The sequence below is a fragment of the Candidatus Poseidoniia archaeon genome (assembly GCA_030748895.1).
In the GTDB taxonomy this organism is placed as follows: Archaea; Thermoplasmatota; Poseidoniia; order MGIII; family CG-Epi1; genus UBA8886.
In genome coordinates this window covers 13,042-35,593 of sequence record JASMLC010000001.1, presented here as the reverse complement: position 1 = coordinate 35,593, position 22,552 = coordinate 13,042, and the positions used below count along the sequence as shown (strand labels likewise).

Annotated in this window: 21 protein-coding genes; 7 read left to right on the top strand and 14 right to left on the bottom strand. The window is 66.2% G+C overall.

Going from position 1 to position 22,552, the window contains the following annotated elements:
* Positions 1 to 36: 36 nt before the first annotated feature.
* Positions 37 to 1,413 carry an NAD(P)/FAD-dependent oxidoreductase gene (locus QGG57_00170; protein ID MDP7006601.1) on the bottom strand — a complete coding sequence of 459 codons (1,377 nt, stop codon included), beginning with the start codon at positions 1,411 to 1,413 and terminating at the stop codon, positions 37 to 39.
* An 81-nt stretch (positions 1,414 to 1,494) separates the two neighbouring features.
* Between QGG57_00170 and QGG57_00165 the strand changes: the two genes are divergently transcribed.
* The 4 genes from QGG57_00165 to QGG57_00150 are packed head-to-tail and all read left to right on the top strand — an operon-like array spanning position 1,495 to position 5,455.
* Positions 1,495 to 1,908 (top strand): 4Fe-4S binding protein, encoded by a 414-nt coding sequence (locus QGG57_00165; GenBank protein MDP7006600.1) that lies wholly within the window; start codon positions 1,495 to 1,497, stop codon positions 1,906 to 1,908.
* Positions 1,905 to 2,987, top strand: a complete 1,083-nt coding sequence (locus QGG57_00160) for an NAD(P)-binding protein (GenBank protein ID MDP7006599.1) — start codon at positions 1,905 to 1,907, stop codon at positions 2,985 to 2,987. Before QGG57_00165 ends, QGG57_00160 begins: the two co-directional genes overlap by 4 nt.
* On the top strand, positions 2,984 to 3,181 hold the full coding sequence (locus QGG57_00155) for a hypothetical protein (GenBank protein MDP7006598.1): 198 nt from the start codon (positions 2,984 to 2,986) through the stop codon (positions 3,179 to 3,181). The genes QGG57_00160 and QGG57_00155 overlap by 4 nt, the downstream gene beginning before the upstream one ends.
* A 24-nt stretch (positions 3,182 to 3,205) precedes the next feature.
* On the top strand, positions 3,206 to 5,455 hold the full coding sequence (locus tag QGG57_00150; GenBank protein MDP7006597.1) for an aconitate hydratase: 2,250 nt from the start codon (positions 3,206 to 3,208) through the stop codon (positions 5,453 to 5,455).
* Here the strand turns inward: QGG57_00150 and purM are convergent.
* From purM to QGG57_00130, 4 genes are read right to left on the bottom strand one after another with little or no spacing between them, the layout of a single operon-like run.
* Positions 5,452 to 6,426 (bottom strand): phosphoribosylformylglycinamidine cyclo-ligase, encoded by a 975-nt coding sequence (gene purM, locus QGG57_00145; protein ID MDP7006596.1) that lies wholly within the window; start codon positions 6,424 to 6,426, stop codon positions 5,452 to 5,454. The genes QGG57_00150 and purM overlap by 4 nt on opposite strands.
* On the bottom strand, positions 6,426 to 7,664 hold the full coding sequence (locus QGG57_00140) for a CpaF family protein (GenBank protein MDP7006595.1): 1,239 nt from the start codon (positions 7,662 to 7,664) through the stop codon (positions 6,426 to 6,428). Before QGG57_00140 ends, purM begins: the two co-directional genes overlap by 1 nt.
* Positions 7,661 to 8,446 (bottom strand): type II secretion system F family protein, encoded by a 786-nt coding sequence (locus QGG57_00135; GenBank protein MDP7006594.1) that lies wholly within the window; start codon positions 8,444 to 8,446, stop codon positions 7,661 to 7,663. Before QGG57_00135 ends, QGG57_00140 begins: the two co-directional genes overlap by 4 nt.
* Complete coding sequence (locus QGG57_00130; protein ID MDP7006593.1) at positions 8,443 to 9,009, bottom strand: type II secretion system F family protein; 567 nt, start codon at positions 9,007 to 9,009, stop codon at positions 8,443 to 8,445. Before QGG57_00130 ends, QGG57_00135 begins: the two co-directional genes overlap by 4 nt.
* Positions 9,010 to 9,121: 112 nt before the next feature.
* Between QGG57_00130 and QGG57_00125 the strand changes: the two genes are divergently transcribed.
* Positions 9,122 to 9,484, top strand: coding sequence for a DUF1801 domain-containing protein (locus tag QGG57_00125; protein ID MDP7006592.1), 363 nt, complete (start codon positions 9,122 to 9,124; stop codon positions 9,482 to 9,484).
* Here the strand turns inward: QGG57_00125 and QGG57_00120 are convergent.
* Genes QGG57_00120 through QGG57_00100 form a run of 5 tightly spaced genes read right to left on the bottom strand, consistent with a single transcriptional unit; the run spans position 9,481 to position 14,486 of the window.
* Complete coding sequence (locus tag QGG57_00120) at positions 9,481 to 10,188, bottom strand: hypothetical protein (GenBank protein ID MDP7006591.1); 708 nt, start codon at positions 10,186 to 10,188, stop codon at positions 9,481 to 9,483. The two genes, QGG57_00125 and QGG57_00120, sit on opposite strands and share 4 nt — an antisense overlap.
* Positions 10,181 to 12,889: a pyruvate, phosphate dikinase gene (gene ppdK / locus QGG57_00115; GenBank protein MDP7006590.1), complete on the bottom strand. Its 2,709-nt coding sequence runs from the start codon at positions 12,887 to 12,889 to the stop codon at positions 10,181 to 10,183. Before ppdK ends, QGG57_00120 begins: the two co-directional genes overlap by 8 nt.
* Positions 12,890 to 12,925: 36 nt before the next feature.
* A complete protein-coding gene (locus tag QGG57_00110) occupies positions 12,926 to 13,318 on the bottom strand; it encodes a hypothetical protein (GenBank protein MDP7006589.1) in 393 nt (130 codons plus the stop codon).
* Positions 13,315 to 13,794, bottom strand: coding sequence for an ATP-binding protein (locus QGG57_00105; protein ID MDP7006588.1), 480 nt, complete (start codon positions 13,792 to 13,794; stop codon positions 13,315 to 13,317). The genes QGG57_00110 and QGG57_00105 overlap by 4 nt, the downstream gene beginning before the upstream one ends.
* On the bottom strand, positions 13,791 to 14,486 hold the full coding sequence (locus tag QGG57_00100) for a TrmJ/YjtD family RNA methyltransferase (protein MDP7006587.1): 696 nt from the start codon (positions 14,484 to 14,486) through the stop codon (positions 13,791 to 13,793). Before QGG57_00100 ends, QGG57_00105 begins: the two co-directional genes overlap by 4 nt.
* 74 nt (positions 14,487 to 14,560) lie before the next feature.
* Between QGG57_00100 and QGG57_00095 the strand changes: the two genes are divergently transcribed.
* The gene (locus tag QGG57_00095) at positions 14,561 to 15,685 is read left to right on the top strand and encodes an exonuclease SbcCD subunit D (GenBank protein ID MDP7006586.1); all 1,125 of its coding nucleotides are present in this window, start codon (positions 14,561 to 14,563) and stop codon (positions 15,683 to 15,685) included.
* Positions 15,682 to 17,778, top strand: a complete 2,097-nt coding sequence (locus QGG57_00090) for an SMC family ATPase (protein MDP7006585.1) — start codon at positions 15,682 to 15,684, stop codon at positions 17,776 to 17,778. Before QGG57_00095 ends, QGG57_00090 begins: the two co-directional genes overlap by 4 nt.
* On the opposite strand, the gene QGG57_00085 is transcribed toward QGG57_00090, so the two are convergent.
* From QGG57_00085 to QGG57_00070, 4 genes are all read right to left on the bottom strand, one after another.
* Positions 17,773 to 19,224, bottom strand: coding sequence for an NAD(P)(+) transhydrogenase (Re/Si-specific) subunit beta (locus QGG57_00085; GenBank protein ID MDP7006584.1), 1,452 nt, complete (start codon positions 19,222 to 19,224; stop codon positions 17,773 to 17,775). The two genes, QGG57_00090 and QGG57_00085, sit on opposite strands and share 6 nt — an antisense overlap.
* Positions 19,221 to 19,535, bottom strand: coding sequence for an NAD(P) transhydrogenase subunit alpha (locus tag QGG57_00080; GenBank protein ID MDP7006583.1), 315 nt, complete (start codon positions 19,533 to 19,535; stop codon positions 19,221 to 19,223). The genes QGG57_00085 and QGG57_00080 overlap by 4 nt, the downstream gene beginning before the upstream one ends.
* On the bottom strand, positions 19,532 to 20,692 hold the full coding sequence (locus tag QGG57_00075) for an NAD(P) transhydrogenase subunit alpha (GenBank protein MDP7006582.1): 1,161 nt from the start codon (positions 20,690 to 20,692) through the stop codon (positions 19,532 to 19,534). Before QGG57_00075 ends, QGG57_00080 begins: the two co-directional genes overlap by 4 nt.
* Before the next feature lie 90 nt (positions 20,693 to 20,782).
* Positions 20,783 to 22,501 carry a M20/M25/M40 family metallo-hydrolase gene (locus QGG57_00070; GenBank protein MDP7006581.1) on the bottom strand — a complete coding sequence of 573 codons (1,719 nt, stop codon included), beginning with the start codon at positions 22,499 to 22,501 and terminating at the stop codon, positions 20,783 to 20,785.
* Positions 22,502 to 22,552 lie beyond the last annotated feature (51 nt).

Genomic DNA, 22,552 nt, shown 5'->3' with positions numbered 1-22,552 from the left:
GCGACAGAGCCATAAGCGGCTTGGGGCCGACTGCGACTAGAAAAGTAATTGACGCAACAAAAAGAACGGACTCGTGAGCGATGCCTGCGCCTCGCGCGACATCAGGCTCTCGGTCAGGACGCGCCGCAGCTCCGCCTTGCGGCGCGCCTTGCCGATGAACCAGTTGAGCAGCCAGCGGTGGCGCGACAGCCGCTGGATTTTGTAGGAATTGCGCAGCTCGTATCCCAGCCGCTTCCAGAGCGCGCGCTGGTAGCGCGCGCCCGCCTCGAGCGGGAAACCGCGCGCGTGTTCCTCGCGGTCGAAGTGGCCCAGCGCTAGCTTGGCCGAGAGCAGCGCGTTGCCGATACCCTCACCGGTAAACGGGTCGACCAGCGAAGCGGCGTCGCCAACCAGCATCGCCCCGGCCGCAAACGCGCGGCGCGGCTGTAGCTTCTCGCCGGGGCGCGGTGAGCCGAGCGGCAGCTGCCAGCCACGGCTGCTCCCCGCGATCAGTTCAGCCTGCGCGAAGCGGTCGCGGAAGCGTGGCACCTCGTTGATGATGTATTCCTGTAGTCCGCGCAGCTTGCGGTCGTGCAGCTCAAGGTCGCGCAGCGCGATGCCGAAGCCGACGTTGCACACTCCGCCACCGACGGGGAAAATCCAGAAGTAGCCCGGCAGCACCCCGTCAATGTAGTGGAACTCGACCGGCCCTGAGTCGGCGGTCGCGCCCTCGACGTTGCGCCAGTATTGCCGGAAGGCGGCGCTGTAGTGCAGCTTCTCGCGGTCGACCATGCGCCCGTCGTAGATCTCCTGCACCACCGCAGTCGCGACCGGACAGCGCACCCCGCCGGCGCCGATAGTGAGTGGCGCGCTGAACGAAAGCGGGCTGGCGCGGTCGCCAGTATCGCCCGCGACGCCGATGACGCGCCGCAAATCCCCCATGCCGGGGCCGGGGTCGGGGCCGTTGGCAGTGTTGTCGAACAGCACCTCGCGCACCGCGAAGCCCTGCACCACCGCGCCGCCCGCCTGCTGCACCAGTTCGACGGCGCGCTGGAACATGATGTAGTCGAACTGGCGCCGCGGCAGCACATAGCCCGAAAGCTGGCCGTCCGACCGCGAAACGCGCAGCTCATCGCCGCGTGGGCTGCTGAAGAGCACGCCGGTGATGCTGAAGTGCGGCGATGCCTCGATGCGCGAGCGCACCCCCAGCTCCTCGACGCGCGCGAGCGATTTCCCGCCGACGGCGTCACCGCAGGTCTTGTCGCGGGGCCATATTGCCTTATCGAGCAGCAGCACCCGCTGGCCCGCCAGCGCCGCGTAGCCGGCGGCGGCCGCGCCGCCGGGACCGCCCCCGACAACGATGACGTCGAAGCGCGACCCGGAAGCGGGCTGCGGACCGCTAGCGACGGGCTGCTCCCAGAAACTGTCGGCCATGAAATTGCGGCAGTCCACGCGCGGCTAAATAGCTGGGGGGAGACGAGCAAAGAATTTTAGATAGCGGAGCGGTCGGCCGGCGTGGCCCCGGACAAGAGCAGCGAAACCGAGAGCTGGCCTGACGGCACCCCAAAGCATGAAACCAGCTACGTTGACGGCCAGCGCCACGGCTGGGAAACCACCTTCCACCCCGACGGCCAGCGCGCCACCCGCCGCCGCTGGGCGCACGGCAGGCCGCTGCCGCCCGGCCAGCAGTGGGACCCGCACGGCCAGCGCCTGCCGGTGAAGCCGGACCTGGCGCGCGACACCTGCATCTTCTGCGGCGCCTGCGTCGGCGTCTGCCCCACCAACGCCATGTTCCTCGAGTTTAATGACCGTGATATCTGGATTGACGAGAACTGTACCGACTGCCTGCTCTGCATCCGCGTCTGCCCCGTCGGCGCGCTGACCTACCCGGCCGAGCCGCAGCGCAACACCACCCGGACTCCCGCATGAGGCGCATAATCGGCGGCGGCCTTTCGGGGCTGGCGGCAGCCGTCAACTTCGCGAAAGAGGGCGAGCGGGTCGAAGTACACGAGGCGCGCCGCGAAGTGGGTGAGCAGTTCCACGCCAACTACCAGGTGCTGCTGAAGGAGCGGCCCGACATGCCGTGGGCCGATTCGACCGCGCCCGCCTACCTGAAGCGCTGGGGGCTAGAACCGAAATTCACTTACCGCGACGCGCAGAAGTTCGTCTGCTGCACACCGACACGCGACCTCACGATTACCATGAAGCAGCCACTGCCGCTCATCCTGCGCGGCGGGGAAGGCTCGCTCGAGCGCGGACTGGCGGTGGAGGCGGAACAGGAAGGCGTCAAGTTCCACTACAAGTCGCGGCCGAAGCCGCAGGCGGGCGACATCGTCGCCACCGGTTCCTACCGCACCGATATGGCCGCCTTCGGCGCCTACTACGAAAATTCGGATTTCCCGCGCGACCAGTTCCTCTACATGCACGACGAAAAATACTCACCCCGCGGCTGGTATCTCTACATCATCCCAATGGACGACGATACCATCAAAGTGATGAACTGCTGCTCGCGTTCGCACACCAGAAAAGTCCGACGACTGCTATATAAAGCGGTGGAGGAGCGCAAGGTGCTGCGCGACATCATCGACGGCGCGAAGCCGACCGGCACCGTCGGCGGTCAGGGTGGCGCCGAGTTCCCGCGCTCGGCAGTGCGCGACGGCGCCTACTACACGGGCGAGGCGGCTGGCTTCCAGGACCCGTGGCGCGGCTTCGGAATGAACTACGCCATCGAGTCGGGCGTGCTGGCGCAGCGTGCGCTCAGCAACGGCGGAAACTACGACCAGATGTGGAAGGCGCAGTTCCGGAACCGCAAGAAGGCGGACATCGCGCGGCGCGGTATCTTCGCGCTGCTCGGTAACCGCGCCTTCGAAATGGCGATGCGCAAGGTGAAAGATGGCGATACCGTCGACTGGGAGAAGATGAACCTGCAGGGCTGGCGCAAGTCGCTGGTCTACAATTCGTTCTACGTCCTCGAGATGGTCAAGAAAGGCATCTGGGACCGCTGGTGAGCCGGGCCGAGGATTTGGCGATACGCGCCACTTCGCTGGCGTGCCTGCTGGCGGGAGTAGTGCTGGCAACCGGGAGTGGCGAATACATCGTGCCAGCCTCAGGCCGTTCGCTCTCGACCCCCTGCGCGTTCGTCTTCTGGATGCTGGCAATCATCTTCTGGGTGCTCGGCACGCGAAGCGAAAACCATACATAGTCGCCGACCGGGGGGGCGCCATCCATGTCTGACCCCGGTGCCGTGCAGCAATTCTACGACTCGCTGGCGGCTTGCCATTCTGCCGCGCGCAAGCAGCTGGGACGGCCGCTGGTGCTAGCCGAGAAAACCCTCTTTGCGCATCTTGCCCCGGGGCAGGAGCTACCGCAGCGTGGTGGGAGCTACGTCAACTTGCGGCCCGACCGCGTCGCTATGCAAGACGCCACGGCGCAGATGGCGCTGCTGCAATTCGCCCTCGCGGGGCGCGAACGGGTGGCGGTGCCGTCGACGGTGCATTGCGACCATCTTATCCAGGCGCGCAGCGGTTGCGATAGCGACCTTGCTGCGGCCAACGATGTGAACGCAGAAGTTTACGCGTTCCTGAAGTCCGCCTCCGCGAAATACGGTATAGGTTTCTGGAAGCCCGGTGCCGGCATTATTCATCAGATAGTCCTAGAGAACTACGCTTTCCCCGGCGGTTTCATGATTGGCACCGACTCTCACACACCTAACGCAGGCGGCTTGGGGATGGTCGCCATAGGCGTCGGCGGTGCCGACGCCATGGAAGTGATGGCGGGACTGCCCTTCAACATCCGCTGGCCGCAACTCATCGGCGTCCACCTGACCGGAGCACTCAGCGGCTGGGCTTCGCCCAAGGACGTTATCCTGAAAGTGTGCGAAACCCTGACGGTCAAAGGCGGCACTGGTCACATCGTCGAGTACTTCGGACCCGGCTGCGAGAGCATCTCCTGCACCGGCAAGGGGACTATCTGCAACATGGGTGCCGAAGTCGGCGCGACCACTTCACTCTTCCCGTTCGACGAACGCATGGCGGAATATCTCGCGGCGACCGGCCGCGGGGAACTAGCGCAGCTCGCCCGCGAGCACGGTGCGGAGCTGCGCGCCGACCCCGAAATCGAGGCGACGGCCGAAAAGATCTTCGACCGGGTAATCGAAATCGACCTCTCGACGCTCGAGCCACTCATCGTCGGCCCCCACTCCCCGGATTTGGCGCGTGCCGTCTCCGGGCTGGGCGCGGAAGCCCGCCAGGCGGGATGGCCTCTCGAGCTTAATGCGGCACTAATCGGTTCATGTACCAACAGCTCCTACGAGGATATGGAGCGCGCCGCCGCGGTCGCCCGCCAGGCGACCGCTCTGGGGCTGCGCGCGAAGGTGCCGTTCTACATCACTCCCGGCTCGGAGACGATTGACCGCACCATCCGGCGCGACGGGCAGATGGCGGCGCTGGAGGCGATTGGCGGCACCGTGCTGGCGAACGCCTGCGGCCCCTGCATCGGGCAGTGGCGGCGCGACGATATCTCCGACGGGGAGGTGAACTCGATAGTCTCATCCTACAACCGCAATTTCAGCGGTCGCAACGACGGTAACCATGCCACGCTCTCGTTCCTCACCAGTCCCGAGGTCGTGACCGCCATGGCTCTCGCCGGTCGGCTTGACTTCGACCCGCTACGCAACGAGCTTGCGGGTAGCGACGGCAAGCAAGTCCGGCTGGCGCCGCCGACCGGTAGCGACCTGCCCGCGGGCGGTTTCAAGACCAGCCTCCGGGGCTTTGTCGCACCGCCTCCCGACGGCTCCGCTGTCGAGCTCGAGGTGGACCCCGCCAGCGAGCGGTTACAGCTGCTCGAGCCATTTGCGCCGCCGGCCGCAGGCGATCTTGAGGGATTGCTGGTGCTGGCGAAGGTTGAGGGCAAGTGCACCACCGACCACATCTCGCCGGCAGGACCGTGGCTGCGCTACCGCGGCCACCTCGACCATATCTCGGGCAACACCTACATCGGCGCCAGCAACACCTTCACCGACGAGCGGGGCATGGCCGTCAGCAGCCTGACGGGCGAGCAGGCACCGCTGCCCGAGGTGGCGCGCGCCTACCATACTGCGAAGCAGGGGTGGGTCGTCGTTGCCGATACCAACTACGGCGAAGGCTCGTCGCGCGAGCACGCCGCGATGTCGCCCCGTTTCCTCGGCTGCCGCGCGATTATCGCACGCAGCTTCGCGCGCATCGCGGAAGCCAACCTGAAGAAACAGGGGGTACTGGCGCTCACCGTCGAGCAGCCGGCCGACTGGGAGCTGGTGCGGGCCGACGACCGGCTTAGCATCTCCGGCCTCAATGAACTGGCTCCCGACAGCCGGCTCACGGTCGCCGTCGCGCACGCTGACGGCACGCGCGATGAATTCGTCTGCCGCCACAGCCTCAGCGAGCAACAAGTGGAGTGGTTCCGTGCCGGCTCGGCGCTGAACTACCTGCGGCAGTCCTAGTCAAGCGCGGCGTGCGCGACGCCCTCGCCGGCGGCGACATGGCCGATCAGCTGCGCCGTTTCGCCTTCGCGGGCGAGCAGTTCCAGCGCCCGGTCGACGTCCTCGGTGGCGACGGCGACGACCATCCCCAGCCCCATGTTGAAAGTGCGATACATCTCTGCCGAAGCGATGTCGCCCTTGCGCTGGAGCCAGTCGAAAGCTGGGGGGACCGGCAGCGGGTTGTCGACGACATAGTGAAAGCCGGGATTCATGCGTGACAAGTTGTCGAGCCCCCCGCCGGTAATGTGCGCCAGCGCGTGCACTTCCACCGCCGCCAGCAGCGCCAGCACCGAACGGACGTAGATGCGCGTCGGCGCCACCAACTGCGCACCGATTTCGGGGTCGCCATCGAACAGCCGCCGGATGAGCGTGTAGCCGTTCGAGTGCGGCCCGGAAGAGGCGAGGCCGATGAGCGCGTCGCCGACGGCAACGCGCGAGCCGTCGATAATCGTCTCGTGCGAAACCCAGCCGACTGCCGTTCCCGCCAGGTCGAAACCGCGCACCAGTTCCGGCACCACCGCGGTCTCACCGCCCGAGAGCGTGCAGTTGGCCTGCCGGCACCCCTCGGCGAGGCCGGCGCCGAGCTGCGCCATCAGCTCCGCGTCAGGCTCCTCGAGCGCGACGTAGTCAACGAACGAGAGCGGTTCGGCGCCGACGCAGATAAGGTCGTTAACGTTCATCGCTACACAGTCGATGCCGACCGTGTCGAGGCTGCCCAGCTCGCGCGCCAGCATCAGCTTGGTGCCGACCCCGTCGGTGCAGACTGCCAGCGCCCCGTTGCCGAGCTGCACCAGCCCTGCAAAGCCGTTCTCCAGCTTGACGGGGGCGCCGTCGCCCTCGCGCGTCGCGCTGCCGAGTTGCGCCACCAGCGCGGCGGTAGCGCGGTCACTAGCGTCGATATCGACCCCCGCCTCAGCGTACGTGCGCGCCATCAGCGGCCCAGTTTCTGGTAGTAGTTCTGCACGACGCGCGAGACCTGCGTGATGTCGGAAATCCCGCGGTCAACCAGCGTCTCGATGATTTTCTGCCGGTTGCGCGCCATCTCGTCGAACTTGGCGGGCGAGACGCCGGCTGCCTTTGCGATGCGCTCGCGCAGCTTGCTCGGGACGCCGGTCTCGACCAGTTGTCCCTTGCCCTGGTCCCAGCGGAAAATCGTGTTGAGCCGCGGCTTGTCACCCTCGAGGCCTGCCATCTCCGAAACTTCGGTGATGCGGCGTACCTGTTGCCCGCCGACGTTGAGCTTGCTCTGCATGATAATCAGGTGCAGCGCGTTGAGCATGATGGGAGGCACCGACATCGGCGGGTTAACCAGCCGCTGCACCGACTCCTGTGCGGTGTTGGCGTGGACCGTGCCCATGCAGCCGTCGTGGCCAGTATTCATCGCCGTGAATAGCGTGCGCGCCTCGGGGCCGCGCACCTCGCCCACAATCAGCCGGTCGGGGCGCATGCGCAACGTATTCTTCAGCAGCGCGTCCATGTCCAGTTCCGGGTCACCCGATTTGGCCGGATTGACCGTCTCCAGCTGGACGTGGTGCTCATGGAGCAGCTGGATTTCGGAGACATCCTCAATCGTAATCAGCCGCACCTGTGACGGGATGAAGAGCCCCAGCACATTCAGTGTCGAGGTCTTACCAGAGGCGGTGCCGCCTGAAACCAGAATGTTGCACGGCGCGGCGCCCATCCCGTCGACGAACATCCACAACAGTGCCGCCAGCCGGGGCGTCAGCGTGCCGAAGCCTATCAGGTCGACGAAGGTAAGTGGGTCCTGCGTCTGCTTGCGAATCGTGAGTGTCGGCCCACCGGGCGACGCGGGCGGTAGCGTGGCGTTGACGCGGCTGCCGTCGGGCAGCCGCCCGTCGAGAAGCAGGTTTTCCAATCCAATCTTGCGCCCGACGTAGGCGGCGATTTTCTGGATTACCTTTACTGCCTCTTCCTCACTCATGCTGATGTTAGTGACGCACATGCCGTGCTGGCGATGGTAGACCATCACCGGCCGGGAGGGGTTGTTGAACATCACTTCCTCCAGGTTGTCATCCTCGAGCAGCGGTCGCAGTGGCCCGTAACTGGTTGAGCGGTTCAGTTTCAGTACGCGATAGACCAGCAGGTCCTGCCCCGCCTGCTCAATGACGTGGGCATTGGGATATTTTGCGATTAGCTTGCCCTGGCTCATAGGAACTCTGCCGGCAGCTTCAGCGCTACTAAAAGCGTGGTGTTGGCAAGCAGCATGTAGAGCGGGATGCGCAGCAGCGCGGTGCGCATCGTCTGCAGGATGACCGACTGCATCAGGACTCCCGCGGCGCCGAGCACCATTACGTAGAGCAACAGCATCTGGTTCAGGCTCCCGAGTTCGATTACAAGCTGGAAGCTACCGACGGTCCCGGAGCCAAAGACGGCGACGATGAAGCCGAGCAGCGCAGGACAGATGAGCGCGCCCGACCAGAGGATGAAATCTGCAGTGCCCTTGGTCTTGGCGATGCGTTCTTTGCGCAGCAGGTATATTTCCCAGAACTCCTCCGAGAGCAGTTCGAGCGTCTCCGAGAAGCTGCCCGAGGAGACCAGCGCCACGTTGAGGATACTCACGACGCGCGAAATCATCGGCGAACGGCTGCGCTCTGCGAAGTCCCGCATCGCCTCGGTGAATGAAGTGTCATGCATCTCCGTGACCGCCTGCCGCAGCATCTCGCCCATGCGGTCGCTGCGGGCGCTGGCAACTGCGTCAAGCGCCGACTCAACTCCCATCCCGGCGCGCAGGTTCTCCGCCAGCTCCCCAAGCACCTCGGGCCAAACGTTCTCGAGCTCGGTACGCTCGGCAAAGAGCCGCTTCAGCGGCAGATAAATGATGTAGCTCCCGACCGCCCAGAGACCCAGCGCGGTCCAGACCAGTGCCCCGATGGCTGACGGAATCCCGTCAATGCCAGCGAAGAAAGGGTCCAGCATTTCGTGCAGACTCATATCTTCGGCTCCTGCGAGCGGGTGCGCACAATCAGCCCTGCAATCGCCAGCATCGCCAGCAGGAACAGGATGGGCGTGCAGGCGGGTGGCATCCGCGGCATATTACCGCCAAACGCCCCGCCAGCGCCGCCAACCAGCGCGTCAATCACAGCCATAATCACGACGATAATCGGCACCAGCACCGATATTATCAGGAACTGCTCGGAGACCGCGCTGAGGGATTCAACGAACGCCTGCAGCTCGACGCGGCGCGAGCGGGATTCCTTGTCAGCAATCGAGCGCAACCGGTCGATAACGTTGGTGTCCTGCTCAATGGACATCGCCAGCACCGAGAGCGTGCGCCGCAGCCCTGCCGACGAGGTAGCGCGCATCTGATTCCGCACTGCCTCGCCCAGACCAGCACCGCTGTCAACTGCCTTGAAAATTCGCCCGAACTCGATCGAAAGGTCGCCGTAGTCTTCATCGGCAACGTGCTTCATCGCCTCTGCGATGCCGACACCCGACTGCAACAGCACCTCCATCGCCCGGATAGCGTACAGCAGCTCTTCGTCGACGTTCCCCAACGGCCGGGCGAGCCACTCACGCTATAAGGGTTTTACGCGCTGCCCGCCTGCGCTCGTCAGGGGTGCGAGCGCGGGGGCCGGAGAACCGGCACGCGCGGCCACCTGCAAAGCGATGAGCTGCAAGAAAGTAACGACCGTCGACGAATATATAAAAGAAGCTGAGCTATTGCTGCGGCCGCTCTGCGAGCGCGCGTGCGACCTGCTGCGCTCCGCAGCACCCGGCTTGCGCGAAGGCATCAAGTGGGGTGCTCCCAACTGGTCCGGCAACGGCAACGTCTGTGGGCTGGGCGCCTTCAGCCAGCACGTGGACCTCTTCTTCTTCTTTGGCGCCCGACTGGATGACCCACGCGGACTGCTCGAAGGAACGGGAAAGGGAATGCGGCACGTCAAGCTCTTCCCGGGGGCGGAAATCGACGAGAGCGGTATCCGCGAGCTCACCGCGCGCGCGATCGCACTGGATGCGGGAAGCGGCTAGAGCCGCACGCCTTCCAGCTCACGCCGGAAGGTCAGTGCGCCAGTGTAGAACGAAAAGACCATGCTCCACTCACAGAGCGCCATCAGGTTCAGGTAGAGCGACCGCTCATCGCCAACCATTGGTGGATTTTCCATACGATAGAAGAACCCCTCGCCGTCCGCCACCAGTTCCTGGCTGTCGAGCGCGCTGAAGACTAGCATGAACAGGTAGAATAGCCAGCCCGCAAAGACTGCGTATCGCCTGACGGTGTGGCTCCGACCTGACTTTTCAAGCAGCCGCCAGGCGAAGGTGCTCCAGAGCAGGAACGAAGTGAAGAACAGCAGCGCCGCAGCACCGTGCAACAGGGCGTAGCTGTTCCAGTGGAAGTTGACCGTGATAATCCCACAGACGCCCCCGAAAGTCGCCAGTGCCCGCGCCATATCGTTCCACGACTCCCAGTTGCCTCCAAGCGCCTGGGCCTGCGGCGCGAAAACGCGGTGGAACACCTGCGCCAGCAGGATGAACGAGAAGATGCTAATGGCGAGCCCGGGACCGTAGAAGCTGGACTCCGGTCCGGCGAAGGGCATTTCGGAAATAATCGGGATGAAAGGCGCTACGCGCCCACCAGTCGTGCCGACAACGTAGGTCGCGACGAGCGTCACTATTCCCAGGCCGACGCTGAACTCGAGCAGCCGCTTCGCGCTGATGGAAGTGTCTTCAGCCATTCAACACCGCTTGCGCTGCCGCCAGCCTCGCAATCGGCACGCGAAACGGCGAGCAGGAGACGTAGTCCATCCCGGCCGCGTGGCAGAAGGCGACCGACGCGGGGTCGCCTCCGTGCTCGCCGCAGATGCCAATTTTCAGGTCGGGGCGGGTTGCGCGGCCGCGCTCGATACCGATTGTGACCAGTTCGCCGACTCCTGCATCGAGCGTCGCGAACGGGTCGGCGGGCAGGATGCCCTGGCCGACGTACTCGGGCAGGAAGCCGCCGCTGTCGTCGCGGCTGAAGCCGAAGGTCATCTGCGTCAGGTCGTTGGTGCCGTAGGAAAAGAACTCAGCGGTCTCGGCAATCCTGCCGGCGACAAGCGTCGCGCGCGGGATTTCAATCATGGTCCCCACCAGGTAATCCAGCTTGCAGCCGTGCTCCGCCTCGACCGCGTCGGCGACACGCCGCACGAGCCGGTCCTGATGCACGAATTCCGCCTCGGCCGCGGTCAACGGCACCATGATTTCCGGCAGCGCCGCGACACCCTCGGCCTGCAGCTCCGCGGCAGCAACCAGCACGGCCTTCGCTTGCAGCTCGGTGATTTCGGGGTAGGTAACTCCCAGCCGCACGCCACGGTGCCCCATCATCGGGTTGGTCTCGCGTAGCTGCTCAGCGCGTCGCGCCAGCTCGGCGCCGTCGATGCCCAAAGCATCGGCGAGTTGCGCCTGCCCCTGCGGCTCGTGCGGGATGAACTCGTGCAGCGGCGGGTCCATCAGCCGGATGGTTACCGGCAGCCCCGCCATCGCGCGCAGCGTCTCGCGGATGTCGCCCTTCATGTGCGGGTAGAGCTCGTCGAGCGCCGCCTGCCGCTCCATCGGGGAGCCGGCCATAATCATCTTGCGCAGGTGGAACAGTGGCTCCTCGGAGCCCTCGCCGTAGAACATGTGCTCGATGCGGAACAGCCCGATGCCTTCGGCGCCGAAATCGAGCGCGCGCTGCGCGTCGGCCGGCGTGTCGGCGTTGGTGCGCACCTTCAGCCTGCGATGCTGGTCGCAGAGCGAAAGGAAATGAGTCATGTATTCGCTCGAAGCATCGGTCTCGATTAGCGGCAGTTCGCCCTCGTAGACCTTGCCGGCGGTGCCGTTGAGCGTCACTGTATCGCCCTCCGCAACGGTGTGGCCCCCGACGGAGAATCGCCTAGCGGGGGCGTCTATTTCCAGGTCGCCTGCGCCGACGATGCAGCACATCCCCCAGCCGCGCGCGACCAGCGCCGCGTGCGAAGTCATCCCGCCGCGCGCGGTCAGGATTGCCACGGCGGCGCGCATGCCGGCGACATCCTCGGGGTTAGTCTCCTCGCGCACCAGCACCACCTGCTCGCCGCGACCGGCCCACTCGACCGCATCGTCAGCGGTGAATACCACGCGCCCGGTCGCACCGCCCGGGCCGGCCGGCAGGCCGCTCGCGAGCAGCGTCGCCACTTTCTCGGCATCGGGGTCGACGATAGGGTGCAGCAGCTCGTCGAGTTGCGACGGGGTGACGCGCATCACCGCTTCTGCGGCCGAAATCTGCCCCGACTGCTCCATCTCGGCCGCCATCCGCACCGCGGCGGGGCCGTTGCGCTTGCCGATGCGGCACTGCAGCATCCACAGGCGGCCGGACTGGATGGTGAACTCGATGTCGAGCATATCGTGATAATGCTTCTCGAGCGAGCACTGGATTTCATCCAGCTCGCCGTAGGGGACAGGATGCACGTCCTCCAGGCTGGGCAGATTGCCCGAATACTCGGTGCGGCTGTGGCTGTTGAGCGGATTGGGGGTGCGGATGCCGGCGACGACGTCCTCGCCCTGCGCCTGCGCCAGCCACTCGCCGTAGAAGGCGTTCTCGCCGGTGGCGGGGTTGCGGGTGAACGCAACGCCGGTCGCCGATTCCTCGCCAAGGTTGCCGAAAACCATCGCCTGCACGTTGACCGCGGTGCCCCACTCGTCGGGCAGTCCCTCGATACTCCGGTAGGCAATGGCGCGCTTGCCGTTCCACGACAGGAAGACAGCGGTAATCGCGCCCCAGAGCTGCTCCCACGGGTCCTCCGGGAACTCCTTCCCGAGGACTTCCAGGACTTTAGCCCGGTACGTAACTACGAGTAACTTCAAGTCGTCTGCTGAAAGGTCGGTGTCGTCGGTGACGCCCCGCTTTTCCTTGAACTTTTCCAGCTCGTGCTCCAGCTGCGCCCGAATACCTTCGCCTTCGGCCGGCTCGATTCCAGCCGCCTTTTCCATCACCACATCGGAATACATCTGGATTAGCCGCCGCTGCGCGTCGTAGACGAAGCGCGCGTCGCCGCTCTCCGCAATCAGCCCTTCGCGCGTCTCGTCGTTCAGCCCGACGTTGAGCACCGTCTCCATCATCCCCGGCATCGACGCACGGGCGCCGGAGCGCACAGAGACGAGCAGTGGCTGTGCGGGGTCGCCGAACTCCAGCCCGAGCTCCGCTTCGACGGCAGCGAGCGCCTTGCGTACGCTGCTGTCGAGCGCCTTGGGGTAAGTGCGGTCGTGGTCGTTGAACCAGTTGCACACCTCGGTCGTAATCGTAAAGCCAGGCGGGACCGGGATTCCCAGCTGTGCCATCTCGGCCAGGTTGGCTCCCTTGCCGCCGAGCAGGTTCTTCATTGTCGCGTCGCCGTCGGCACTGCCGCCGCCGAACGAGTAGACTGCCTTCTCTTTCATACGCCTCGACGGCGCAGTCGACCCCCATAAAAGGATTTATTCTTTCAGGGCGGCAGCCGGGTCGTGGAGCGTCCCGAGCAGCGGCCAGCCGGTCCAGAGCAGCAGCTCGTCCAGCTCGAGCAGGATGCGGTAGAGCAGGTCGTAGCCCTCAACAGCACGGTCAACCAGGCAGGGGTCGCAGTCGTCGCCCAGCCACTCCGCCAGCCGCCCGGCCCCGGGAAGCTCGAGCGCCCCGGCCACGCGGGAAACCGCTGCCAACCGGCTTCGCAGCAGCCGCAGGAACGGCTCGTTGTCGCGCAGCGCCAGCGTGACCTCGCTGATGCGCGTCGGCTCCCCGTCGAAGAGCGCCGCGAAATCCTGCTCGCCCAGGCTCTCGCGCGCCAGCCGCAGCAGCAGCTCGAGCACCTGCTGCTGCTGCGCCGGCTTCACTCGCCCTCCAGTAAGCTGTGCAGCCGGGCGAGTATGCGCTCGATATCGGCCGGCTCCGCAAGGGCGCGGTCCTCGTCGAGGACCGTGCCCGGTGCGAGCATTTCGAACGCACTGACGCCCGGCAATTCCCACGCTTCGCGGCTGCCGTCCGGCCAGCGGCTGGCGACAAGCAGGCAGGGCGTTTCGGGACAGGTCCCGCGCAGGTGCGCCAGTAGCGGCGCGACCGACTCCGGTCCCGCCGCCGCGGTTGCTATCAGCAGGAACGCGTCGGCTGCGCGCAGCCAATCGGCCCAGCGCGCGCCCAGCGCGGTCGGCTCGTCGATTTCGTAGAGTTGCAGGGTGCGACAGCTACAGGCATGGTCAAGGAACATCTCCGGCACGCCGGGCGGGGGCGCGAAGGATGCCTGCTCCGGCAGCGAACGCATCAGCGTCGACTTGCCGGCGCCCATCGGCCCGGTCACCATCACGTAGCTCACGTTCGCCTCCGCAGGGGCCGCAGCTCCTTGAACATCCCCATCAGCGTCTCGTAGTCCCATTCGTCAATCTCGCCTCGCACCAGGATGCGGCGCAGTGTCGTCTCGGCGCGCGGCAGCCGCCGCTCGGCGAAGCGGCTTGCCCGCACCGCCTCCATGATGCGCTCGACCAGCAGGTCCACTTCCCGACGGGGAATCAGGTCGGGGCGATAGGGGCGCTGGAAGACGTCGCGACTGAACAGTTCGTAGAGCAGAATTCCGACGGCGTGCGACAGGTTCAGGACCGGATACTCCGGGCTGGTCGGCACCTGCACGGTCAGGTCGCAGAGCGCCAGCTCGGTGCGGTCAAGCCCGTGATTCTCGCGCCCGAACACCAGCGCCGGCTCACGGCCGTCGAGCAAGTCGGGCAGCTCCCGGACCGAGTGCGGCTCGCGCTGCCAGCGACTGTCACCTTCGGGGACGATGCCGCTGGTCGCGACCGAGAGCGGCGCATCAGCCAGCGCTTCGGCGAGCGAATCGACGCGCCGCGCGGATTCGAGCAGTGGTCGCCCCGCCTTGGCACGCGCCATGGCGTCGTCGTCAATCTCGCAGCCACCGACCAGCAATAGCTCGCGGCAGCCGAAATTGGCCATCACTCGCGCGACGGCGCCGACGTTGCCGGGATGCTGCGGCTCGACGAGTACGATAGTCGCCACGGGTCGCGAGCGAGCGGCGCGTAATAGGGTTAGCCCGCCGGAATTCCTAATAGACCCGGGACGCTCGCCCCTCCGTGAAGATTTTCCACTGCGCAGACACCCACTTGGGATACCGTGCCTACAGCCGCCACGTCCCCGAAGGCGAACCCGACGCGGGGCTGAACCTGCGTGAGGCCGATGTTTACGCGGCGTGGGACCGGCTGATTGAGGCGGCCATCGCCGCCAGACCGGACGTGGTCATCCACGCCGGCGACCTGTTCGACCGGGTGCGGCCGAGCAACCGCGCCATCGACCGTGCGCTCGGGGGGCTGCACCGGCTCTCGCAAGCGGGGCTCCCGACAATCATCGTCGCCGGCAACCACGAGACGCCGCGGCTGCGCGAGACCGGCCACGTCTTCCGGCTTTTACGGCGGATTCCCAACATCCACCCGCTCTTCGCGGGGAAGCCCGAGCAGGTCGCCATCGGCGACCTGCTCGTTACGGCCGTGGCGCACTCGGGCCAGCTGGCGGAGCGCGTCGGCGAGGCACGGCCAGACCCCGACGCGGAGCTGAACCTGCTCGTCACGCATGGCGCCGTTTCCGGAATCAAGGAGTTCCGCAACAGCGAGCTGAACCAGGCGGCACTCCCCGACGCGACGCTACAGGGCGGCTGGGACTACGTCGCACTAGGGCATTACCACGAATTCACCGCGCTGGGGCACAACACCTGGTATTGCGGCTCCAACGAACGCTTCTCCTTCTCCGAGGAAAAAGAGCCGAAAGGCTACGCTATCGTCGAGCTGCCCGGCCCGCAGGTCGAGCACCACGAAATTGCGTGCCGACAATTCGTTACATTAAGTTATGACTGCCAGGACATAGCTGCTGGCGGTGGCGGGGAGGGGCTGACCGAGCGGCTGCTCGCACAACTCGAGGCGACCGCCCCCGACGACAAGGTAGTCCGGCAGCGCATCTGGAACGTCTCGCGTGAGGAGTGGGCGACGGTTGACCGGCGGGCGCTGCTGCATGCTGCGGGCGGCGCCATCAACTACGCGCTAAACCCCGAGTTCAGCGACACGACCGTCGAACTACAGGCGGCGCCCGAACTGGGAACGCTGCTGGAGGAGTTCCGCGACTACCTGACTGGCCAGCCCCTGCAAAAGCCGGCCGACCGCGACTGGCTGCTGGAGCACGCCGCAGAACTGCTCGGGGGCAACCAGTGAGGCTGCGCTCACTAGCCATCCGCAACTACCGTTCCATCCGTCGCCTGCAAGTGGAGTTCCCCGACGGGGTGCTCGGCATCGTCGGCCACAACGGCGCCGGCAAGTCGTCGCTGCTCGAGGCGGTCGCGTGGGCGCTCTACGGGACACCAGCGGTGCGCACGCGGGCGGAGGCGGTCGCCACCATCGGCGCCAGCGACCCCTGTCGGGTGCGGCTGGAGTTCGATCTTGGCGGCGAGGCATTCCGGCTCGAACGGGTGCTGAAGCCGTCATCGACGACCGCCGAGCTGGCGCGCGGTGACGAGCTACTGGCCGAAGGTGCGCGCGAGGTCGCCGACTACGTCGCCGAGCGACTGCTGCGGATGGACTACCAGACTTTCTACGCTTCGATTTTCACGCGTCAAGGCGAGCTGGACAAGTTCGTCAGCATGTCGAGCGAGCCGCGGCGACAGGCGGTTGAGCGGCTATTGCGGATTTCCGACGTCAGGGAAGCGGGCCAGCGAGCGCGGCAGCAGAAGCGCGACCTGGGCAACCGGCTCGAGGGACTGCGCAGCCAGCTAGTCGCGCGCAACGGCGAGCCGCTCCAGCCGCGGCTCGCGGCGGAGCTGGCCGCGCTACAGGAGCGCTCGGCAGCGCTCGGTAAGGCGGGCGAGCCGCTGGAAACCGCGCTGGGAACGGCCACGCAACAGGACGCGCAGGCGGTCAAGGCGTGGGAGCAGGCGGAGGCGAACGCCGAGCAATATCGCGCTGCCGAGAAGCGTCGCGACGCGGCGCAGAGTGCGCTGAAACTGGCTGGAGAGCGGCTGCAGAATGCGCAGAAATCTCTTGACAATAGCTATAAAAAAGAAAAGGAAGCCGTTGAGCTCCGCACGGCGACCGCTGCCAGCGACGCTCCCGGGAAGCTGGCGGCGCTGCGGGAAAAGCAGGCTGCGGTCGAAAAAGAGCTACAGGAACTCGCCGCCGGGAAGGGGAAGCTGGATGCCGCGCTCGCGGCCAACGGCCGCGAGCTGGTGAACGGACAAAAACACCTGCGAGAGATTCACGAACTGGGCGCCGAGAGCGAATGCCCTACCTGTGAGCGGCCGCTCGGCGAGCATGGCGCGGCGCTGATGGAGCGCATCGCGGGCGAAATCGGGGCGCTCGAGCAGCAACAGCGGGAAACGCGCGCGGCGCTCGAAGCGCTGGCGCAAACTCGCGAGGCGACCGCCAGCCGCAGGGCGGCGCTCGGCAAGCAGGAAGAGAAGCTGCGTGGCGCGGAAGCGGAGCACGCGGCGCAGCTGGCGCGGCTGCGCGACCTTGAGCAGGTACTGGCGCGCAAGCCCGAGCTGGAGCAGCAGCTGGCCGAGCTACAGACGGGAGAGCAGGCGGCCCGCACCGAGCAGGAAGCGGCGCACGCGGCGCTCACGAAGCTGGAATTCGACCCGCAGGCGCACGCCAATGCGCGGCAGCAGCGCGAGGCGGTGGCGGCCGCGCTGTCGGAGGCGAAGCTGGCGCTCGAACGGCATCGCGGGGAGCTGAAGGCGCACGCCGGGAAGCTGGAGGCGAAGCAGGCCGAGCTGGAGCGAGTCGAGCGCGCACAGGCGCAAATCGGCGACGCCGAGGCGGAGCTGGAGCGGTTTGGGCTGCTCGAGCAATTGCTGAAAGGCTTCCGCTCCCACATCACCAGCCGCATCGCCCCGACGCTGGCGGCGCACACTTCGCGCCGGCTGGCGCAGCTCACCGACGGGCGCTACACGCAGGTCGAGATTGACGGCAGCGACTACAGCCTGAAGGTGTTCGACGGGGTCGAGGCGCACTCGCTCGACCGCTTCTCGGGCGGCGAGGCTGATGCATTCAGCCTCGCCTTGCGGTTGAGCATCTCGCAGCTGCTGTCCGAGCGCGCCGGGACCGAGATGGGGCTGGTGGTGCTCGACGAGGTGCTCGGCTCGCAGGACGAGCTGCGGCAGCGGCGGGTGCTGGAAGGGCTCGAGCGCATGGCACGGTCAGTCGGACAGGTCATCCTGGTGACGCATATCGAGTCCGTCAAGGACCACCTGCCCCATGTGTGGGAACTGGTGCTGGACGAAGAGCGGGGAACCGTGCTGCGGGAACTATAGCTCCTTCATCGCCTGGACCAGCTGCGTCATCATTTCCTTGCCGTCGCCGAAGAGCATCATCGTATTGTCCTCGTAGAACAGGTCGTTGTCGACGCCGGCGTAGCCGACCGAGAGCGAGCGCTTGACCATCACGACCACGCGCGCCTTGTCGACGTCGAGGATGGGCATCCCTGCCAGCGGCCCCTCGCCGCTGCGCGCGGCGGGGTTGACGGTGTCGTTGGCGCCGACAACCAGCACAACGTCGGTGTCGGCGAACTCGGAGTTGATGTGCTCCAGCTCGATTAGCTGCTCGTACGGCACGTTCGCCTCGGCCAGCAGCACGTTCATGTGGCCCGGCATGCGCCCCGCGACCGGGTGGATGCCGTACTTTACTTCGCAATTGCGCGCCTCGAGAATTTCGGCGAACTCGCGCACCTGGTGCTGGCACTGCGAGACCGCCATCCCGTAGCCGGGAACGATGATACACTTGGAAATCCCGTCGCAGAGCATCGCGACTTCGTCGGGGTCGCTGCCGACTTTCGTGCGGGTGACCGTTTCGCGGTCGCCGCTGCCGCCGAACGCCTTGAAGAGCACGTCGCGCAGCTCACGATTCATCGCCTTGCACATGATGAAAGTCAGGATGAGCCCCGCCGCGCCGACCATCGAGCCGGCGATAATCAGCACGTTGTTCATCAGCACGAAACCGGTGAACGCGGCGGCGATGCCGGAGAGCGAATTGAGCAGGCTGACGACGACCGGCATGTCGGCGCCGCCGATGGGGAGCACGAACAGGATGCCGAGCAGCGATGCGCAGCCAATCAGCCCGTAAATCCACTGCGCGTTGGTTGGCTCCTGGATTGAGAGCCAGATGAATGCAAAGCAGGCAATGAGCAGCAGCACCTTGACGGCGTTGAGCCACGGCGGTCCCCAGGTCGGGAACCTGACCCATTTGCCGCCCGGCAGGCTGAATCCACCCTTCAACTTCATCATCGCGACCAGGCTGCCGGAAAGCGTAATCCAGCCGACCAGCCCCGCAAGGCCAATCGCTATCCAGAGTACCCAGAGCGTGGTATCATCTGACGGAATTCCGCCAAGGAGGTCCCCGCCTGGTCCGGCATCAATACGCTTGAGCACTTCCGAGAGCGCGACCAGCGCCGACGCACCGCCGCCGAAGCCGTTGAAGAGTGCGACCATCTCCGGCATGCCGGTCATCTCGACACGCAGCGCCATCCAGGTGCCGATGACGGCGCCGAGCGCGAGCCCGCCGATGATGAGCTCCCAGCCGATGATACCGGTCCCAGAGTCCTCTATACGCGCTAGCGTGACAATAACAGCGAGCAGCATCCCGCTCGCGCCGTAGAGGTTCCCCGTCGGTGCGGTGCGCGGGTGGCTCAGCTTCTTCAGCCCCAGAATAAAGAGCAGCGCCGCCACAAGGTAGCCGATGTCCCAGATTGCGGCGTCTATCACTTGCGCCTCCGGCCGGCAATCATCTGCAGCATGCGGTTCGTCACGAGAAATCCGCCGACGGCGTTAATCGTCGCCAGCACCAGCGCCACGAACGCCAGCTTCGCCGCCAGCGGCGCGTTGCCGTCGGTGAGTGCGACGTTGCTCAGCAGCAGCGCGCCGACGACCGTGATGCCGGAAATCGCGTTCGCGCCGCTCATGAGCGGGGTGTGCAGTGTCGGCGGCACCTTGCTGATAAGCTCGAATCCCAAGAAGATGGCAAGCACGAAAACAGTCACCGCCGCGACCAGCGCCGCCAGCGTCAGCTCAATCATCCTGCCGCCTCGCGGAGTCGCGACTGCGCGGCGTGGATTTCGCCAGCGTGGGCGACCAGCACGCCGCCCATACCGGGGACGTGGAACGCATCGCCTTGCGGGGCTCCGACCAGGATTTCGTCCTCGAAATCCGGCGCCAGCTTCCCGTCGCTGACCAGCGCTGCGGCGAAGCTCGTCAGGTTATTGGCGTAGAGCAGCGACGCAGTGTGCGGCACCGTCCCGGGCAGGTTGGCTTCGCCGATAATCGTGACGCCGTGCTTCACCACCGTCTTCCCGGCTTCGGAGAGGTCACAGTTGCCGCCGCTGGCGGTGTTCATATCGACGACGACCGCGCCCGGTTTCATCGCCTCGACCGCGCTGGCCGGGACGGTAATCGGTGCCGCGCGGCCAAAGAGCCGCGCGGTGGTAACCACCACGTCGGCGTCGCGCGCGACTTCGCAGACGGTGTCGTTGACCTTCTGGATGAACTCGGGCGTCAGCGGCTTCGCGTAGCCCGACTCGTCCTCGAAGTCCTCCATACCCTCGACGAGGATGAACTTGCCGCCCAGCGACTCAATCTGCTCCTTGGCGGCGAGCCGCACGTCGCTGGCCCACACCACCGCGCCGAGTCGCTTCGCGGTCGCAATGGCCTGCAACCCGGCAACCCCAGCGCCCATCACGACATACTTCGCCGGCTTGACCGTGCCGGCCGAGGTCATCATCATCGGAATCATGCGGCCCACTGCTGCGGCGCCGAGCAGCACCGCCCTGTAGCCGGCGAGATTGTCCTGGCTCGAGTTGACGTCCATCGACTGCGCGCGTGAGAGCCGGCGCGGAATCATGTCCATGCTGAAGAGCGTCAGCCCCGCCGCCGCCATCGCGCCGACCCGCGCGGTGTCGCGGAACGGGTCGGCGATGCACGCCAGCATCTGCCCCGCCGCCATCGCGCCCCAGTCCGGCACGTTGATGGCGATGACTAGCTCGCAGCCGAGCGCGTCGGCGGCGCTGCCGAGCGTCGCGCCCTTGGCAACATACGCGTCGTCGCCGTAGCCGGCGGCCGCGCCGGCGCCCTTTTCGACGACGACCTCGAACCCCAGCTTCGCCAGCTTGGGGACGACGTCGGGCACCATCGCCACGCGCGTCTCGCCTTCCGGTTCCCGGGGAATTCCTGCCAGCATTACGTCACCCAATTATGCCTCGCCGTCCCCTGTGGGGACGGCCGGTGGCGGCGCCACCCGGGGAGATGCTAAAAGGGTAACCCGGAGCCATCAGTCAAGGTAGGTATTCAGCACCGGCTTCTCGTCAAGGTGGAAGAACATGTAGAGCGCCCACCAGGTGATAATGTCCAGCGAATTGACGATGTTTTCTTCTCCGGTGGCGTTGTTGCCGTAGGGGCGGGCCGGTTCGGAGTTATCCATCCACTCGGTCATCTCCTCGAGCGTGTCGCAGGTCTGGTGGTAGCACCAGTAGCCGTCAACCAGCCCGCCGTAGCCGAGGGTGATGGTGCCCAGATTTTCCTGGAAGGAAGCGTGGTCGCTGCGGGCCGTGGTGTCTTCGTAGACGATAACCTCGGGGCGCTCCTGTCGCAGCCAGACATCGTATTTCCAGGTTGACGCGGCGTCGCTCGCGTTGCCGACCAGTACGTCCATCTGCGCCGAGACGTTGATGGCGTCAGCGCCGACCCAGCGCGCCAGCTGCACCATGCCGGGCTGGTTGACCGCGTCGTAGTCCTCCGACGGCCCGATGTAGAGCCGTAGTGGCCAGATTTCGGTATCCTTGGGGTAGCCGGACTCCGCCGGCTGCGGGTCCGGGTCGCCGTGCGGGGCGCCGCCTCCGCCGGGCCAGTTGACCCCCGCCATGTCGAGGTTGACGTAGTTCGTCACGGTGACTTCGGGACGGTCGCCCTTGACGTAATGCTCGGTCCAGTAGTCGCTGCCGCGCTTGCCCCCCTCCTCGCCCGACCAGAGGCAGAAGACCATCGTGCGGCGGCTGGCGAAGTCGCTCATCGCCTCGGCCACGTTCAGCACCATGCTGGTGCCGGCGGTGTTGTCGTACGCGCCGACGCGCGTGCCGTAGCTGCGGCTGCCGGTGACGTGTGGGTCGAGCAGCCCGGCGTTGGTTGGCGGCGCGACGTCGAAATGCGCGCCGAAGACGAGCCACTCGTCGGGGTAGAGCGTGCCGTAGCGGTAGCCGCAGATGTTGTACGCCTCCGGGTTCTGGTTGCCAAAGATGTCGGTGAACTCGAAGCGGTGCGCCTGCACCTCGAGCCCGTAGGATTCAAGCTCGCGAATCAGGAACTGCGCCGCGTCCTCGTAGGCGTGGTTACCCTGCCCCGCCCAGCGGTCCAGGTAGCCCGCCGCCCCGTCGTAGGGGTCGGGCGCCAGCGTGTCGTCAGTTATCTTGCGAATCGTGTTGAAGACCGAGCGTCCATCGACGACCCCGGTCGCAAAGCGACCGCCCTCTTCCAGCGCATACGCGGGCGACTGCGGCCGCACGACCGGGACGCGCAGCGGGACGACGCGGCCGGCGCCGCTATCGCGCGATGCGTTGAGCGCGTCAAGCCCCGCCGCCTGCGGGACGCGCTCGACCATCGTCGCCGCAGGCATCCCGCGCGCGACCCACGCCTCCCAGCTCTCACCGGGGTCGCGCGCCGGCCAGTGCTGGCGGCCGCTCTCGCCGATGAACAGCCAGGCCGAGTCAATTCGCGGCGGCGCGAGCACCTGCAACTGCACCGTCTCGCCCAGCGCCAGGTCGACCACGGTCGAGTTCTGGATGTAGCCGGTCGCCGGGTTGAGCAGCAAGTAAGGAATGTAGACCGCCAGCGTCTGCCGCGCGGTCAGCACCAACGGCTGAAACTCGCCGCCGGTCAGAAGCTGCGGCGCGACCTGCAGGTCGTCGGCAGAGAGCGGTCGCGCCTCGTCGCTGTCGAGACAGCCCGCCAGCGCGGGGAGCAGGAACAGGAACGCGGCCGCCAATGGCTTTAGCATCAGCCCGCCAGTCCGGCAGCGCATAAAGCCCACCGCGCGTCGAGACTGCGC